Annotated in this window: 10 protein-coding genes; 2 read left to right on the forward strand and 8 right to left on the reverse strand. The window is 51.9% G+C overall.

Annotated elements, in window-relative coordinates; genetic code table 11:
• Nucleotides 1–110: 110 nt before the first annotated feature.
• The 6 genes from CLC93_RS01570 to rlmD form a co-directional block, all read right to left on the reverse strand.
• On the reverse strand, nt 111–2,975 hold the full coding sequence (locus CLC93_RS01570; protein WP_095504181.1) for a TonB-dependent receptor domain-containing protein: 2,865 nt from the start codon (nt 2,973–2,975) through the stop codon (nt 111–113).
• A 566-nt stretch (nt 2,976–3,541) separates the two neighbouring features.
• On the reverse strand, nt 3,542–4,834 hold the full coding sequence (gene eno / locus CLC93_RS01575) for a phosphopyruvate hydratase (RefSeq protein WP_095504182.1): 1,293 nt from the start codon (nt 4,832–4,834) through the stop codon (nt 3,542–3,544).
• A 121-nt stretch (nt 4,835–4,955) separates the two neighbouring features.
• The gene (locus CLC93_RS01580; RefSeq protein WP_095504183.1) at nt 4,956–6,590 is read right to left on the reverse strand and encodes a CTP synthase; all 1,635 of its coding nucleotides are present in this window, start codon (nt 6,588–6,590) and stop codon (nt 4,956–4,958) included.
• Nucleotides 6,591–6,771: 181 nt separating this feature from the next.
• Complete coding sequence (gene mazG, locus CLC93_RS01585; protein ID WP_095504184.1) at nt 6,772–7,644, reverse strand: nucleoside triphosphate pyrophosphohydrolase; 873 nt, start codon at nt 7,642–7,644, stop codon at nt 6,772–6,774.
• Between the two features lie 7 nt (nt 7,645–7,651).
• Nucleotides 7,652–9,859, reverse strand: a complete 2,208-nt coding sequence (relA, locus tag CLC93_RS01590; RefSeq protein WP_095504185.1) for a GTP diphosphokinase — start codon at nt 9,857–9,859, stop codon at nt 7,652–7,654.
• Nucleotides 9,860–9,865: 6 nt separating this feature from the next.
• Nucleotides 9,866–11,218, reverse strand: a complete 1,353-nt coding sequence (gene rlmD / locus CLC93_RS01595) for a 23S rRNA (uracil(1939)-C(5))-methyltransferase RlmD (protein WP_095504186.1) — start codon at nt 11,216–11,218, stop codon at nt 9,866–9,868.
• Nucleotides 11,219–11,338: 120 nt separating this feature from the next.
• Here rlmD and barA point away from each other — a divergent pair, with 120 nt between their 5' ends.
• A complete protein-coding gene (gene barA / locus CLC93_RS01600; protein ID WP_095504187.1) occupies nt 11,339–14,125 on the forward strand; it encodes a two-component sensor histidine kinase BarA in 2,787 nt (928 codons plus the stop codon).
• A gap of 167 nt (nt 14,126–14,292) precedes the next feature.
• Nucleotides 14,293–14,901, forward strand: coding sequence for a DUF416 family protein (locus CLC93_RS01605; protein WP_141237325.1), 609 nt, complete (start codon nt 14,293–14,295; stop codon nt 14,899–14,901).
• Between the two features lie 131 nt (nt 14,902–15,032).
• On the opposite strand, the gene CLC93_RS01610 is transcribed toward CLC93_RS01605, so the two are convergent.
• Nucleotides 15,033–15,521 carry a phosphatidylglycerophosphatase A family protein gene (locus tag CLC93_RS01610; protein WP_095504189.1) on the reverse strand — a complete coding sequence of 163 codons (489 nt, stop codon included), beginning with the start codon at nt 15,519–15,521 and terminating at the stop codon, nt 15,033–15,035.
• A gap of 68 nt (nt 15,522–15,589) precedes the next feature.
• Nucleotides 15,590–16,552 carry a thiamine-phosphate kinase gene (gene thiL / locus CLC93_RS01615; protein WP_095504190.1) on the reverse strand — a complete coding sequence of 321 codons (963 nt, stop codon included), beginning with the start codon at nt 16,550–16,552 and terminating at the stop codon, nt 15,590–15,592.
• Nucleotides 16,553–16,575 lie beyond the last annotated feature (23 nt).

A 16,575-nucleotide genomic window follows, 5' to 3' on the forward strand; every position in this document is an offset into this window, starting at 1 on the left:
CCTCGAGCTTGTAGCAAGCGCTCAAAATTGCTGAACATATCAAAAGCCAGACATAAAAAATGCCAGCGACCGCAAGGTCACTGGCATTTCAATTAACGCTTAACTAGCCGTTAGAAAGTAATGTTAACGCCACCAAACACGCGACGACCAATTACGTCGTAGATTGGGTTAATGGTGTAACCAGGTGGTACCTTGTCAAACAGGTTACGGAAACCACCGTACACGCGAACGTTGTCACCGAAGACATAGCTTGCCGACAGGTCATGAGTCGTAATCGACGGTACCCAACCAGGGTACAAGTCTTCAGGTGAACCGCCACCTGGCGATACATCATAGGTCACTGAACGGTCAACGTAACGCAAACGATAGTCAACAGTTAAGTCATCCAGCGCGTAAGTTGCACCGAAGCGACCTTCCCACTTAGGATCGCCAACCTCGCCATCTTCAACGTTGATTTCGTCAGGACGGTCTTGGAATTCAAACTGTTCGCGTTTCAGCAAGTGAGCGGCGAATAGGTTGAATCGAATCTCACCCACACCATTGACACTTGCCAAGTCCCAGTTATAGCGAACTTCAGCATCCACACCACGAGTGTTTAGCGCCGCGGCGTTTAGGAAGCCGGTGCGAACCAACTCAATATCGTTGGTGGTTGGGTTACGAATGATGGCACCACAGTATGTTTGGTCTGGGCCACCGGTTGCATCGACACAGTTATCTGCGATGTCTTGAGCCGCAACTTCGATGATCGCGTCTTCAATCTCGATATCGTGGAAATCCAAAGTGACCGAGAAGTCGTCGATAAAGCCTGGCGTCCAAACTAAGCCCACAGTTGTCGATTTCGATTTCTCTGGAGTTAGCTGATCGTTACCACCAGATAGAATATCGACACTCACGTTATCGTTGGCTTCAAAGCCTGGAGGAATGCCCAAGGCCGCACAGTTTGCTGCGCGATCCGGATCGTCACTAATGTTGTCCGCATCACATGGATCAGACACTCGAGCAAAGCCCGGTGACAGAGGACTAAAGGCTTCGTTCAGGTTAGGCGCACGAACCGCTGAACCGCGAGTTGCACGTACTCGAACTGACTCGATAGGCGCGTAAATCAAGCCCACTTTCCAAGCGTTTACGTTGCCTTTCACGTGTGAGTAATCCGCGGTACGGTATGCACCGTCCAAGGTCAGCTCGTGAGCGAAAGCCAAGTCAGCTAGCAATGGTACGCTAACCTCAGCAAACAGCTCTTTCACGTCGTACTTGGCGTTTTCGTCCGGCGTTGCCGCACCCGCCAGTGCACCTGATTTGGTTAGCTCATCAGTAATGGTACGAGACGTCTCTTCACGTTGCTCGTAACCCAAAGCGAATGCCATAGGGCCACCAGGCAAAGAGAACAGCTGTGCTGAGTCAAAGCCTAAGCTGGCACCGAAGACTTCCTGAGTGATTTTATCCTGACGAGTGGTATCAGCAGATACCCAGTCTTTGGCTTCTTCACTGGCCTGATTAAAGCCAAATGGGTTGTAAGCCACACAGTTACCCACGTCAACAGAACCCGCATCTGGGTCGGCACAAACCGCTTCGCCAGTGGCTGGGTCGATAACCGAGTTAATGGCTGCCGCAATGTTATCCGGAATAATGTCATTCTCGGTCACACGTACGTTGTTGGTTTCGCCGTAAACATAGTACAGCTCGTAGTCAAACTCGGTTTCACTGATACCGAAGTAACCGTTAAAGCCACCCACAAAGCGGAAGGTTTGACGGTCATTGGCGGCAGAGCGGTTGCCCAGCTCATCAAAGAACTTAGCCATAGAAACCAAGCCGGTGCCACCGAGGCGGTCGCGCGCTTCTTGAGTCAAGAACGCATTGTTCTCGACATCAACGGTGATGTTACCGAAGCGGAAGCCTGGCTGGAACTGCTGCTTGATGTCGGCTTTGGTGTACTTAACGTTACCAAAGGCGTTGATGTTATCGTTCAAGGAGTAATTGAAAGTACCCCCGGTGTTAATACGATTCACCTCAGGGAAGATGTTTTCGTATTCTTCGGTGAAGAAGGCGGTGTCACAGCCGTTCGGGAAGTTACCAAAGGCAAAGCTGTTGGTGCCTTCACGAACACACTGCTCACGAACGTTACCTTGATCGTCAAAAGTAAATCGAGAATCGGCAAATGGGTTCATCACACCCCATTTGTTGATCATTTCTGAGCCCACATTAGGTACGCGCAGACGATCTGGAATGCCGTCTTCCTCACCACCGTTTTCAGGGTTGGCAATGGTACCCCAATCTTGCAGCTGCTTGAGGTCACGAGACATGGTTTCTTTGGTTTTTTGTACGCCCGCGTAAATGCTTACGTTGCCGTCATCGTTCCCGGTACCAACCACGAAATCAAAGCCATGGGTGCCGTAGTTATCAGTCTCGGTTGAGCGCGAGCCGGTGGCGTTAAATTGAAAGCCCTCGAAGTCCTTGCGCATAATCACGTTGACTACACCGGATACCGCATCCGAACCGTAAATCGCCGATGCACCACCGGTAATGATCTCAACTCGCTCGATAAGTGCTGATGGGATGGTCGACAAATCCATTTGTGACGAGCCTGGCGTACCTGCCACGTGACGCTTACCGTCAACCAAGACTAGGGTACGTTTGGCGCCCAAGCGACGTAAATCGGCAGAACTGATACCCGCCGCCGCGTTTGAGTTGGCGTTACCCGCAAGAGTATCGGTTGCACCGATAGCTGGCAGCTCGGCCAGAATGGTACCCAGATCTGTGGTACCAAACTTCTGAATTTCAGATTGCTCAAGAACAACGATAGGAGTTGGGTTGGATAATTCGGTACGCGCAATACGCGAGCCGGTAATTGCAATGCGTTCAACTTCTTCTTCCGCGTTCACCTCTTCGGCGAAGGTTGCGGTCGACATCAATAGCGCTGACAATCCGCCGGTAACGCAGGCCACGCGGATGGATTTTGCCACTTTACTGATTTGCATATCATTTCCCTATATAAGAATTTGCCCTTAAGGGCTTTGTTATAAGAATGTAAACGTGCGCAACTGAGAAGTTACATCTTCAACGGGTAGATCGCAATAGCTAAATTAACGGCTGGCAAGGGTTTTTGGGCGGGCGCAACCACACCTTGATCCCAATCAATATTTAACTGACTCGATTACAAAAATAATGAGAAGAAATAGGCGGTTAATCTTAGATTTTGGCGTTTAAGCGCTTGGCAAGAAAAGCGACCAAAAATAAACTCTGGGACAGCACACGACTCATAGCAATTTTGAGGCGCAGTAAATCCAAGCTCATGCGACGCTGGTTTTTTGAGCGAACCAGAAAGAGGCTTGATTGAATCATTACAGGATCGCAACAAAGCCGCGAGGCATTTGAAACTTGGTGAACTAACTTGACCAGCAGGGAATCCGAGATCTTAAAGGCGAGCTTGATTGAACGCTGATACCAAGCGCTTTAAAAAACAAAACGCCCAATACAGAGCATTGGGCGTTTAACAAAGGTCGAGAAGAAGCCTCCCTTCTCTAGCTTTTTACAAGCCGAGTAATTACTGGCCTTTGACTTCGCTTAGGCCGCGATACGGGGCTTTATCGCCCAACTGCTCTTCGATGCGCAGCAACTGGTTGTACTTAGCCACACGATCAGAGCGACACAGTGAACCAGTCTTAATTTGGCCCGCTGCAGTGCCTACCGCCAAGTCAGCGATGGTCGCATCTTCGGTTTCGCCAGAACGGTGTGAGATAACCGCGGTGAAACCTGCGTCTTTGGCCATCTTAATCGCGTTCAAAGTCTCGGTCAGTGAACCGATTTGGTTGAACTTGATAAGAATCGAGTTACCAATGTTCTGCTCGATACCTCGAGTCAGAATCTTGGTATTGGTTACGAACAGATCGTCACCCACCAGTTGGATTTTATCGCCTAGGATTTGCGTTTGGTAGGCCCAACCGTCCCAGTCTGACTCGTCCAAACCGTCTTCAATAGACACGATTGGGTATTGAGCCACAAGCTCAGCCAGATAGTCAGAGAAACCGTTGGCGTCGAACGACTTGTCTTCTCCGCTTAGTACGTACTGACCGTCTTTGTAGAACTCAGAGGCAGCGCAGTCCAGTGCTAGGGTTACGTCTTTACCTAGTACGTAACCTGCGTTGGCGGTGGCTTCTTTAATCACAGCCAGAGCTTCAGCGTTAGAGGCTAGGTTAGGCGCAAAACCGCCTTCGTCACCCACAGCAGTGCTCAGGCCACGGCCTTGCAGTACTTTTTTCAGCGCGTGGAAGATTTCAGCACCCATACGCAGACCTTCGCGGAAGCTAGGGGCAGATACCGGCTGAACCATGAACTCTTGAATGTCGACGTTGTTGTCGGCGTGCTCACCACCGTTGAGGATGTTCATCATTGGCAGTGGCATGCTGTATTGGCCAGCTGTGCCGTTTAGCTCGGCGATGTGAGCGTACAAAGGCATGCCTTTGGCAGCAGCAGCGGCTTTAGCAGCAGCTAGAGAAACCGCCAAAATCGCGTTCGCGCCTAGGGTTTCTTTGTTGTCGGTGCCGTCCAAATCAATCATGATTTGATCTAGTGCCGCTTGCTCGCGCGCATCAACACCAACCAAAGCTGGAGCAATCTTATCGTTTACGTTAGCAACGGCGGTAAATACGCCTTTGCCTAGGTAGCGAGCCTTGTCGCCGTCGCGCAGCTCAAGGGCTTCGCGAGTACCAGTAGATGCGCCGCTCGGTGCAGCCGCCATGCCAATAAAGCCACCCTCAAGGTGAACTTCGGCTTCAACAGTCGGGTTACCGCGCGAATCCATGATTTCGCGACCCAAAACTTTAACGATGTTTGCCATCTTGTCCTCGAATCTTGTTTGCTAAGTTTTTAGAAAAGTGTTTTTAAAAAACACTTTGTAAAGTAATTCGTTTTTTATAATAAAAACGCCGCAACGAATGCGTTGCGGCGCGTTTGAAGCCTTACTCTTCGTCGCCCAAACCAAACTGATTGGCAGCGGCCACAAAGCCTTCAAATAACGGGTGACCGTCTCTTGGGGTCGAGGTGAATTCCGGGTGGAATTGACCGGCGATGAACCAAGGGTGGCCAGGAATTTCGATCATTTCCACCAGCTTCTTATCGGTAGACAGGCCAGAGAATACTAGGCCAGCTTCTGACAGACGATCGCGGAAGGTGTTGTTCACTTCGTAGCGGTGACGGTGACGCTCAATGCAAGTGTCACCGTAAATCGCTTGCGCTTTGGTGCCTTCGACCAAGTGGCACAGCTGCGCACCGACGCGCATGGTGCCGCCCAAATCTGACTCTTCGGTACGCACTTCCACATCGCCATCGGCGTCCAACCACTCGGTGATAAGACCAACCACAGGGTACGGGGTTTCGGCGTTGAACTCGGTTGAGTGAGCATCTTGCATGCCGGCCACGTTACGAGCGAACTCAATCAGCGCTACCTGCATACCCAGACAAATACCTAGGTAAGGCACCTTGTTTTCACGAGCGTACTGAGCGGCCATGATCTTGCCCTCAACACCACGCTCGCCAAAGCCACCGGGTACCAGAATACCGTCGAGTTTAGACAGGATCTCAGTGCCTTTGGCTTCAATGTCTTGTGAGTCAACGTATTGAATGGTCACCGAGACGCGGTTCTTAAGACCGGCGTGCTTCAGTGCTTCGTTGACCGACTTGTAGGCATCCGGCAGTTCGATGTATTTACCTACCATACCGATAACCACTTCGCGGGTCGGGTTGGCTTCTTCGTAAATTACGGTTTCCCACTCGGTTAGGTCCGCTTCTGGGCAGTCTAGGTGGAAGCGACGTACCACTAGGCTATCCAAATGCTGTGACTTGAGTAGGGCTGGAATCTTGTAGATGCTGTCCACGTCCTTCATCGAGATAACCGCTTTCTCTTCGACGTTACAGAACAGCGCAATCTTAGCGCGTTCGTTGGCCGGTACTACACGGTCTGAACGACAAATTAGGATGTCTGGCTGAATACCAATCGAGCGCAGCTCTTTCACCGAGTGCTGAGTCGGCTTGGTTTTCACTTCGCCAGCAGCGCCTAGGTAAGGTACTAGAGTCAGGTGCATGTACATGGCGCGCTCGCGGCCAAGTTCCACACCCAACTGACGAATGGCTTCTAGGAAAGGTAATGACTCGATGTCACCCACGGTGCCGCCAATCTCAACGATGGCCACGTCGTTGCCCTCACCACCCGCAATAACGCGCTCTTTAATGGCGTTGGTAATGTGCGGAATCACCTGAATAGTAGCACCCAAGTAGTCGCCGCGACGCTCTTTGCGCAACACATCGGCGTAAATAGCGCCGGTAGTGAAGTTGTTGCGACGGCTCATTTTGGTGCGAATGAAACGCTCGTAGTGCCCCAGGTCCAAGTCGGTTTCGGCGCCGTCTTCGGTGACAAATACTTCACCGTGCTGAGTTGGGCTCATGGTGCCGGGATCCACGTTAATGTAGGGATCCAATTTCATAATGGTGACTTTTAAACCACGGGCTTCAAGAATAGCTGCCAGCGAGGCCGCCGCAATCCCTTTACCCAATGAAGAAACCACGCCACCGGTAACGAAAATGTATCGTGTAGTCATGTTGAACCTGAGAATGTAAGACTTTGGGATGAATGACCAAGTATAAAAGAAATGGGTCATTCGGACGGGAAATTAGTATACCAAAGCGAGGTGGGGGTCACAATTGGCAATTTACGCGACACAGACAAAAAGCACCCAAAAGGCGCTGTTTTGAACACTTTATTGGTCGGTGCTCGGGCCTTCAGTCGTCTTTAGTGTGCAGTTTTGCCTGTTGCCAATAGTCTTCTAACTGCTCGAGGGTATGCTCGTCAAAAGCCCGGCCGCTGCTCTCGACGCTTTGTTCTACCCCTCTAAAACGCTTGGCAAACTTGCGGTTAGCCCCTCGTAGCGCTTGTTCTGGATTAATTTTTAGGTGACGTGCCAGGTTGACCGTTGCAAATAGCAAATCGCCGATTTCATCTTCTATGCGTGCCTTGTCAGGGTTTGCACAGTTAACTTCCACCAGCACCTCGTCGATTTCCTCTTTGATTTTGTCTACCACAGGCGGTAATTCGCCCCAATCAAAACCCACGCTGGCGGCGCGTTTTTGGATTTTGTTGGCGCGAGTTAAGGCTGGCAAGGCTAATGGAATATCGTCCATTAACGAGGTTTGGGCTTTGGCGTGGCGCTCTTGTTGTTTGAGGGCTTCCCATTGACCTAGAGCCTGTTGCGCGTTGTCGGCAGGCACACCTAGTGACTGTCCAAATATGTGCGGATGACGGCGGGTAAGCTTGTCGGTAATTCCATTGGCCACTTGGGCAAAATCAAAGCGGCCTTCCTCGCGTGCGATTTGGGCGTAGAACACCACTTGAAACAGGAGATCGCCGAGTTCTCCGGGTAACTCGTCAAGCTCGCCGAGCTCTATGGTTTCGGCAACCTCGTAGGCTTCTTCGAGAGTATGGGGCACTATGCTTTGGTAGGTTTGCGCCTTATCCCAAGCGCAGCCATTGTCGCTGCGCAGGGTTTGCATCAACTCAAGCAAACGGGATAGCGCCTGCCGGCTCTCAAGCCATTGGTTTTCGGCAAGGGAGTTGGTTTTGACGTTGCCCTTGGTATTAGCGTCGGAGTTGCTCATTCGGTCCCTACTGGCGTTTGCTTTCAATAATGCCGGGAATTTGTTCCATCTTGTGCATTACTCGAGACAGGCCGTCGATATTGTTGAATTCCAACTCAAGATCCACCGTGTGTAATTGGCGCTTAGCATCTGAGGACGTCGCCATGCTGACCACGTTGATTTTCTCATTGGCCAATAACGTAGTGACGTCTCTTAGCAGTCCCGGACGCTCGCTGCCAATCACTTTAAGTTTGACTCGATAGCCGCCACTGTAATTCTCGCCCCAGACCACATCCACGGCGCGTTCAGGGGATTTAGACAAGAGTTCCTTGAGCTGAGGGCAGTCGCTTCTGTGCACACTAATACCGCGCCCCTGAGTAATAAAACCTTGAATCGGATCGCCAGGCAGTGGGTGACAGCAACCAGCGATGTGGGTCATCAAATTGCCCACCCCTTCCACTTCGATTTGCCCTTTGGTGGGCTTAGAGCTTGGCGCGGTTTTCTTGAGCAGTTTTTCGAGATCTTCGTCTTGCTTATCTTCGCTGCTGCGCTGGCGCGATTGAATGTGGTTGATGACTTGGTTAATACGCACATCACCGGCACCCACCGCCGCCATTAAGTCTTCCAGCGAATGCACGTTAAAGCGCTCAATGGCGGTTTCAGCGTCACTGATATTAAGACCGATTTTTCCCAACTCGTTTTCTAGAATTTCTTTACCCGCCGCCTGGTTCTTGTCTTTGTCTTCGAGCTTAAAGAAGTGAGAAATTTTGGAGCGAGCACGGCTTGAATAGATGTAGCCCAAGTTGGGATTTAACCAATCGCGCTTAGGGTTGGGCTGCTTGGAAGTGATGATTTCCACCCGCTCGCCGGTGGCCACTTGATAGGTAAAGGGCACGATGCGGCCATCCACTTTGGCACCAATCGCTTTGTGACCCACTTGCGAGTGAATGTAGTAGGCAAAATCCAACACGGTAGAACCCAGAGGTAAGTCCACTACTTCGCCGCCAGGGGTAAAGACATACACGCGATCTTCAAACACTTGCGAGCGAATTTCGTCCACCAGATTGCCCGACTCGGCCACGTCTTCTTGCCACTGTAAAATCTTGCGTAGCCAGTTGATTTTCTCTTCGTAGCCCGACGGTTTGCCACCACTGCCGCCTTCTTTGTATTTCCAGTGAGCAGCGACCCCAAGCTCGGCGTCTTGGTGCATGTCATCGGTGCGAATTTGAATCTCCACCGTGCGCCCTTCTGGGCCTAAAACCACAGTGTGAATCGACTGGTAGCCATTGGGCTTGGGGTTGGCCACATAGTCATCAAATTCTTGCGGAATGTGCTTAAACAGCGAGTGCACCACCCCAAGTGCGGCGTAGCAGTCTTGCAGACGCTCGGTAACGATTCGCACTGCGCGCACATCAAACAGCTTGTCGAATTGCAGCTGTTTGTTTTGCATCTTCTTCCATATGGAATAGATGTGTTTGGGCCGGCCGTAGACCTTGCCTTTGACATGCTCTTCGTCGAGTCTGTGCTGGACCTTAGCGACAAAAGCTTCAATGTACTGTTCACGATCGATGCGCTTTTGATCCAGCAAACGAGCAATGTCTTTGTAGGTATCTGGGTGTTGGTAGCGGAAGGCTAAGTCTTCAAGCTCCCATTTCAGCTGACCTATCCCTAAGCGGTTGGCCAGTGGTGCAAACACTTCGGCAATTTCGCGGGCCAGCAGTACCCGCTCGGTTTCTGGCAGGGTTTTGGCTTCGCGCAGCAGCACCACGCGCTCGGCGAGTTTAATCACCACGGCGCGCACGTCCTCGACCATGGCTAGGAGCATGCGTCTGAGATTGTCGATTTGACCAGGGTTTGCGCTTTGGCTGAGATTTAGGGTGCGAATGGCGTCCATCGCCTGCACGCTTTGCACTAAGGTGGCGAGGTTCTTGCCAAAGTCCTCTTCGATTTGCTCGAGTTCAATCCAGCCTTCTTCGTTAGCCACAAACAGCACGGCGGCTTGTAGAGTTTCCAAGTCCATGTTGAGTGGCGACAGGATTTCGATAAGCTCACGGCAGCGGGCCGAGCACAAATGCAGATGCTCTTCGTCGTTGCAGTGGCTCTGGGCCAAACTCATCACAGCCTCGATAACGCGCAGCAAACTCGGTGCCTGTTCAAGCTCAGGACAATAACGCTCAACCCAAGCGTTTAAATCAAAATCCGGACCGGCAAAATGAGACTCGCGTACCGCTACCATGCTGAATTACCCTACTTTCCTAAATAAGGCTATCGATTCTAAATGATGTGTTTGCGGAAACATATCCACTAGCTTCAATTTTTTGAGCTGGTAGCCCTGCTCCAACAAAATCTGACTGTCGCGCGCTAAACTGGCCGGGTTGCACGATACGTAAACTACTGTGTTGGGTTGTAGTTTTGCCAGTTGGGTCAGTACCTCAGCGGCACCGGCGCGAGCAGGGTCAAGTAATAACTTGTCACAAGGCTCAAGCCAAGGACGTCTCAACTCAAAGTCAGACAAGTCTTCGTGGTAAAAAGTAAGGTTATCTAGAGCGGCGCTTTTGGCGTTGTCACGCCCTTGCGCCACCATCTCTTTAACCCCTTCTACCGCAATCACCTCAGCTTTGGGCTGCTGCGCCGCGATAGGCAGGCTGAAGTTACCGACGCCGCAAAACAGGTCAAGAATGCGTTCGTTTGGGCTCGGTGCCAGCCACTCTACCGCTTGCGCCACCATTTGCTGGTTGATCTGGTCGTTGACTTGAATAAAAGCGTCGGGCTGAAAGCCAATGTCGAGCTTGGGCTCTTCCTTTGCCGCTTGAACGGCGTAAGCAAAGTTGAGCTCGCCGCCATCAAGCGCTTGATGCTGCCCTTGATTGTCGCGAGCGAGTAAACGCAACCCTTGAGATTGAGCAAGGGCTTGCCAGCTGTTCATGTCTTTGGAGTTTAGCGATTTGAGTAAGCGCAACAAGAGGATTGACTGCTCGCCCGCTTGTATCAGTTCAATGTGGCCAATGGCCTTGATGTTGCGCATCGCGCTTAAAGTTTGGCGAAGCTCGGATAAACACTTAGCCAGTTGAGGCTCTAGAATCGGGCATTCTTGGATATCGATAATTTTGTCCGAGGCCTTGGCGCGAAAACCAAAGGCAAAGCCGCCGCTCGGCTTGGGCTTTAGCGACAAGCGAGTGCGGCGGCGATAGCCCCATTGGTCAGCAGTTATCGCCGGTTGAAGAGTCGGCAGTGGCTGCTTTGAGTACTTAGCGATTAAGCTTTGCAAGCTAGCGGCTTTGGCTTGGCGTTGTTGCTCGATAGCCAAATGCTGCAAATCACAGCCACCGCATTGTGCGTAATGGGGGCACTGGGGGGCTATGCGATGCTCGCTGGGGCTTAGTACCTTAATCAATTTGGCGTGGGCGAAGCGTTTTTTCTGTTGGCTAAGCTGAGCTTTGACCTTCTCGCCTGGCAAAGCCCCTGGAACGAACACCACCTGACCACTGTGCTCGGCAATACCGGCCCCTTGGTGGTCTAAGCGTTCGATAGTCAGCTCAATGGCTTTTGCTAAGCCTTTGCTGGCTTTGGGTTTTGCTTTAAAAAACTGCGCCATACTCGGCCCCTGGTTAAAGATTACATCTATCGCTGAGCGTGCTATTCTGGAGCGATAATTCAAACAAGCTGGGCACTTTGCCTGAAACTTTAGCCGCTGTCACCTGCGGGTAAGCAATGCATGAAGACTACCAACTATAGCCTGAGATCTTGGGTGCTGTTATTGGCACTGGCGCCAACCATTTTGGTGGGCTTGTTGTTGGGCAGCTATTTTACCTTCACTCGAATTCACGACCTCGAAGAAACCCTGGTCAATCAGGCCATCGACATTGCCGAGCCCTTAGCGCTGGCCACCGAGCCGGGCTTTTCCTCGGCCGACCGCACCCAAATAAAGCACATCATCACCGCCGCGCAGCAAAAAAAGAGCACGCTCATCAAAGCGATTGCAGTGTTTACCGCGCAAAACATCAACCATGTGACCACCTCGTATCATCGCGAGTTTGAGTTGATGCGTTTAAAGGGGCCGGTATCTACCCTTAAGCAAACCCAAATTGAGCACATTGGCAACGCGTTGATTGTGCGAACCCCAGTATTAAGCCACGAGCACGATTTCTCAGAGGCGCCCAAACCTGAGCACATTCTCGGTTACGTCTCCATGCACCTCAATAAAGAGCACATTATGTTGGCCCAGCACCGCAGTGCGGTGGCGGCCTTTATTATCGTGCTGCTTGGGGTGCAGCTGAACTTGTTCTTCTCGTTCAAACTAGTGCGCAGCGTGACCCGGCCCATCAGTCAGATGGTGGATCAGGTAGCGCGCATTCGCAAAGGCGAGCTAGATGCGCGCATCGACGAGGAGCTGATTGGTGAGTTGAACTCCTTAAAGCTGGGTATCAACGACATGGCCATGTCGCTGTACGACTATCACCAAGAAATGCAGAACTCGATTGACCAGGCCACCTCGGATTTGCGCCAGACCATTGAGCAAATCGAGATTCAAAACGTCGAGTTGGACATTGCTAAGCGCAAGGCCGAAACCGCCAGCCAAATCAAAACCGACTTTTTGGCCAACATGTCGCACGAGTTGCGTACGCCGCTAAACGGCATTATTGGCTTTACTCGTCAGCTGCAAAAAACTCAGCTGCATCGCAGTCAGCGAGACTACTTACGCACCATCGAAAATAGCGCTCGCAACCTTCTGACCATCATTAACGACATTTTGGACTTGTCCAAGCTTGAAGCGGATAAGATGACCATAGAGCACTTGCCATTTTCGCTGTATGAGTGCGTTGAGCAAGCCGTCGATTTGTTGTCACCCGCTGCGGTGGACAAACGCCTAGAGCTAGTGGTCGAGATGGACCCCAGTATTCCCGAGAGCTTGTGTGGCGATAGCATGCGCATCGGTCAGGTGATCTCGAATCTGGTGGCCAACGCCATTAAGTTCACCGACGATGGCGTGGTTAAGGTGACTCTCAAGGCCATGAACCAAGAGGGCGAAAAGCTCTATATCCGCGGCGAGATTAAAGACTCTGGAATTGGGATTAGTACCAGCCAGCAAGAGCAGTTGTTCCAAGCCTTTAATCAGGCTGACTCTTCGATTACGCGCCGTTATGGCGGTACCGGTTTGGGGCTGGCGATTTGTAAGCGCCTTGTGAGCAAAATGGGCGGCCAAATTGGCTTTTCATCGACCCCACGGGTGGGCTCCACCTTTTGGTTTAGCCTACCGCTAACCAGCTCGCCATACGCTATCAAAGACTTGATGCCCGCTGAGCTGTTATCGGGTAAGCGCGTGCTTTTGTATCAGCCTCTAGACCAAACTCGTCAGGTGATGGCCGCCGCATTGGCGCATTATCAGCTGCAGGTGAGCGCCTTTACTCAGCCTTCACAGCTCGAGCAACAGCTCAACCAAGAGCAAAGTTTTGACTATGCGATACTCGCAGTAGATGAGTTTTACGACTCGCTTCGCGCCGGTGAGCTGCTCACTCGCGCCCAAGCCATATCGCCGCGTTTGATTTTGACTCACCACAACCAAGACTTGTCCGAAATCGAGGGCATGCTGCGACGTGATCAAGACTGCTTGATGTCGCTGCCGGTTATCCATAAACAGCTGATTGCCAATATGCTTTATCCTGGTGGGCAGCCCGCAGAGAGCTCGGTACCCCTCGCCAGCGCCGAACCGGTCGAGCAAGCCTATGTGATGAGCGAGCCAAAAGCCCAAGGCCGAGTGTTGGCGGTGGACGACAACCCATCGAATCTGAAGTTGATAAAAACCTTGCTAGAAGAGTTAGTCACTGAGGTGGTCACAGTGAGCTCGGGCAACTTGGCCATTCGCGAGTGTCGCCAGCGTGAATTCGATGTGATTTTCATGGACATTCAAATGCCAGGCATCGATGGTTTGAGCGCTACTCGCGTTATCCGCAGCGTGGGCCAAAATCGCACCACACCGATTATTGCCGTCACCGCACACACCCTCGCTGAAGAGAAGCACAAATACTTGGGCTCAGGCATGGATGATTATCTGGCCAAACCCATAGATGAGCCAGCGTTGCGTTCTACTCTGGCCCATTGGATGGCCAAGGGGCACAGCGACCAAAAGCCTGCGCAACTGGCCATCGATTGGACCTTAGCCTTAGCCCAGGCCAATAACGACCCGGCATTGGCGCAGGACATGGTGCGTATGTTGGCCGATAGTTTGCCGAGCGCGCATCAGGACATCGAAGCCGCGCTCAGTAGCAATGATACCCAAGCGGGCCTGCAAAGCGTGCACAAGTTGCACGGTGCCAGTTGCTATGCCGGCGTAGCCCCGCTGCAACGCCAATGTGCCGACGTTGAGACGGCACTCAAGCAAGGGCAAACTCCAGAAGACCTAGAGCCCGAGTTATTAGAGTTACTCGACGAGATAATTAAGGTAGAATCGGCGGCGGCTGAGCTGCTGGAGAGTCTGACTTTGCCAAGCGATTCGGGACAATAGCTCTAGCCGAATACTCTTGTGAGTGACGAGTACTTTGGTGGGCGGCAAGTAGGCTCGCGAGCCGCGTGTGCTTTTTCGAGCCGCAAGCACGCGTGCGTGGCAAGTTCACTTGCAAGCCAATCAGCGTGATTCACATTGACTATGGCCATTTGTCTGGGAGACAGCCCATGTCCGCTAATGCCGGATTTTTTCAACGCATCAAAGGCTTAAGCCTTGCTCAAAAACACCTGTTTGCCTTGGCGCTAACCCAGCGCATGAAGCCTAACTTCGATTTTTTCTGGCAACAGCGCGGCGGCGAGTTAGCCGAGCAAGCGCAAAAGCAATTCGACATCACTCTTCAGCTATTATGGCAAAAGTGCTATGACCGCAAGCTCAAGGTCAACTACGAGACGCACTTCGACAAGCTCGACCTAGTTACCCCTGAACCCGACGAAGAAGAGCTCTACGCTGCACGCCCGGCGGCGGACGCTGTAGTGTCTTTGGTTGTGATGCTAAACGCATTGGAAAGTAAGAACGACGAAGAGTTGGTAAACGTCTCTAAGCTATCCACCGCCACAGTGCTTGGTTTTGTGGAAGCCTTTGACCATCAAGACTTGGAAGGTGATGCGCTAAAGCAACACTGCTTTGAACACCCTATGCTGCAAGAAGAAAAAGCGGTACAACAACAACTGTTGGACTGGGTAGAGCAAGCCAACCCAGCCGATGCCGAGCAAACCAAGGCACTGCGCCGCGAGCTTTGCGACCACCCCATCAGCAACCTAGGTATCGAACTCTAGCACTCTTGTACTAACAGGGGACAGTCCCCTGTTAGTAACTCGCCAAAATCGCGCAAAAACCAAGCAACTTATACACAGGGGACTGTCCCCTCCCCCTAAAACCGGCTGTTTTATCCACAGAAACTGAAGTTTTAAGCGATGATGCCGCTCGCGGCGATGGCTTGTACGCAAATTAGCGCGAAAATGCCGGCTATGATGTCGTCAATCATGATCCCAAAACCGCCGTGCACGCGGGCGTCGAGCCAGCGGATTGGCCAGGGCTTGAGGATGTCGAACAAACGAAACAGCGCAAAGCCGATTAGCCACCAAATCCAACCGGTGGGAAGCATGATAAAGGTGATCAGAAGACCGGCCACTTCATCCCAGACAATCGCGCCATGATCGTGCACGCCCATGTCCTTTGAGGCTTTATCGCAGATATAGATACCAGCGATACACACCACCAGAGTAATGGCTAGATAGACGCCTAAGCTCAAGTCAGCCATCAGCCAGTAAAGGGGCAGTGCTGCTAAGGTGCCAAAGGTGCCGGGGGCTTTGGGGGCTAATCCACTGCCAAATCCAAGTGCCAAAAAGTGAATTGGATTGGACAGAGATAGTTTGTCGAGAGGGTTTTGACTCACAGGTTTACTCTTATTTTTTTGTACCGATGGGCTACTTAATTGCTAATCCCTTGCTGAAGCCTAAATTGCTACTCGAAGTGCTGATAGCCCTTGGCTTGCGAGCGCCAAGCTTTGCCATCCAAGCGATAATTCAGCTCAGGCGATGACTTTATTTGGCCAATACGACTGAACTTAACACCCGCTTCTTTGAGTGCCAAATCCAAAACACCGGTTTGCGATTGCGGTACGGTAAACAGCAACTCGTAGTCTTCACCACCGGCTAAGGCCATCTCAATCGCGTGCTCGCGGCCGACCGACTCAACCAAGTTTTCAGACAAAGGCAGCTGGTCAACCTCAATCACAGCACCGACGCCAGAGCGTTCTAACATATGGCCTAAGTCGGATGAGAGCCCATCGGACAAATCCATACAAGCATTAGCAATATCCCGCAGAACCTGTCCTGCAAACACTCGAGGCGTTGGGTAATAATGACGCTGCAACGCTAGCTCAGCGGCCTTTTCATTGAGGCTACTCTCACCCAAAATATGCATCAGCCCCAGTGCCGAATCACCCAGATAGCCGGTCACGTATACATTGTCACCGGCCTTGGCTCCTGAGCGACGCAGCCCTTTGCCACGAGGCAGATGACCGTGAACTGTAATGCTCATCGACAACTGCTCGCCGCGACAAGTATCACCACCAATCAGCTGGACTCGATAGTACTCGCAAATCGAAGCGATGCCCTGGCTAAAGCCTTCTAACCAGTCTTCGTCCACGCGAGGCATAGTCAGCGCAAGCGTCATCCACGCAGGCTCTGCCCCCATCGCTGCCAAGTCCGACAGATTGGCGGCCACCGCTTTGTGGGCCAGTGCTTCTGGCGGCATATCCGCTAAAAAGTGAACGCCTTCCACCAGGGTATCGCAAGACACCACCAAGTCCCGCTCGGCTGGCGAGTGCACAATGGCACAATCATCGCCTACGCCAAGCAATACGTCTTTGCGCTTAGGACCTTTGTTTTCAAAGAAACGCTTAATCAGCTCGAATTCTTTCACAAAAATAAAAGGCGACCTGTTGG

Source organism: Paraferrimonas sedimenticola (assembly GCF_002282855.1).
Taxonomy (GTDB): Bacteria; Pseudomonadota; Gammaproteobacteria; order Enterobacterales; family Shewanellaceae; genus Paraferrimonas; species Paraferrimonas sedimenticola.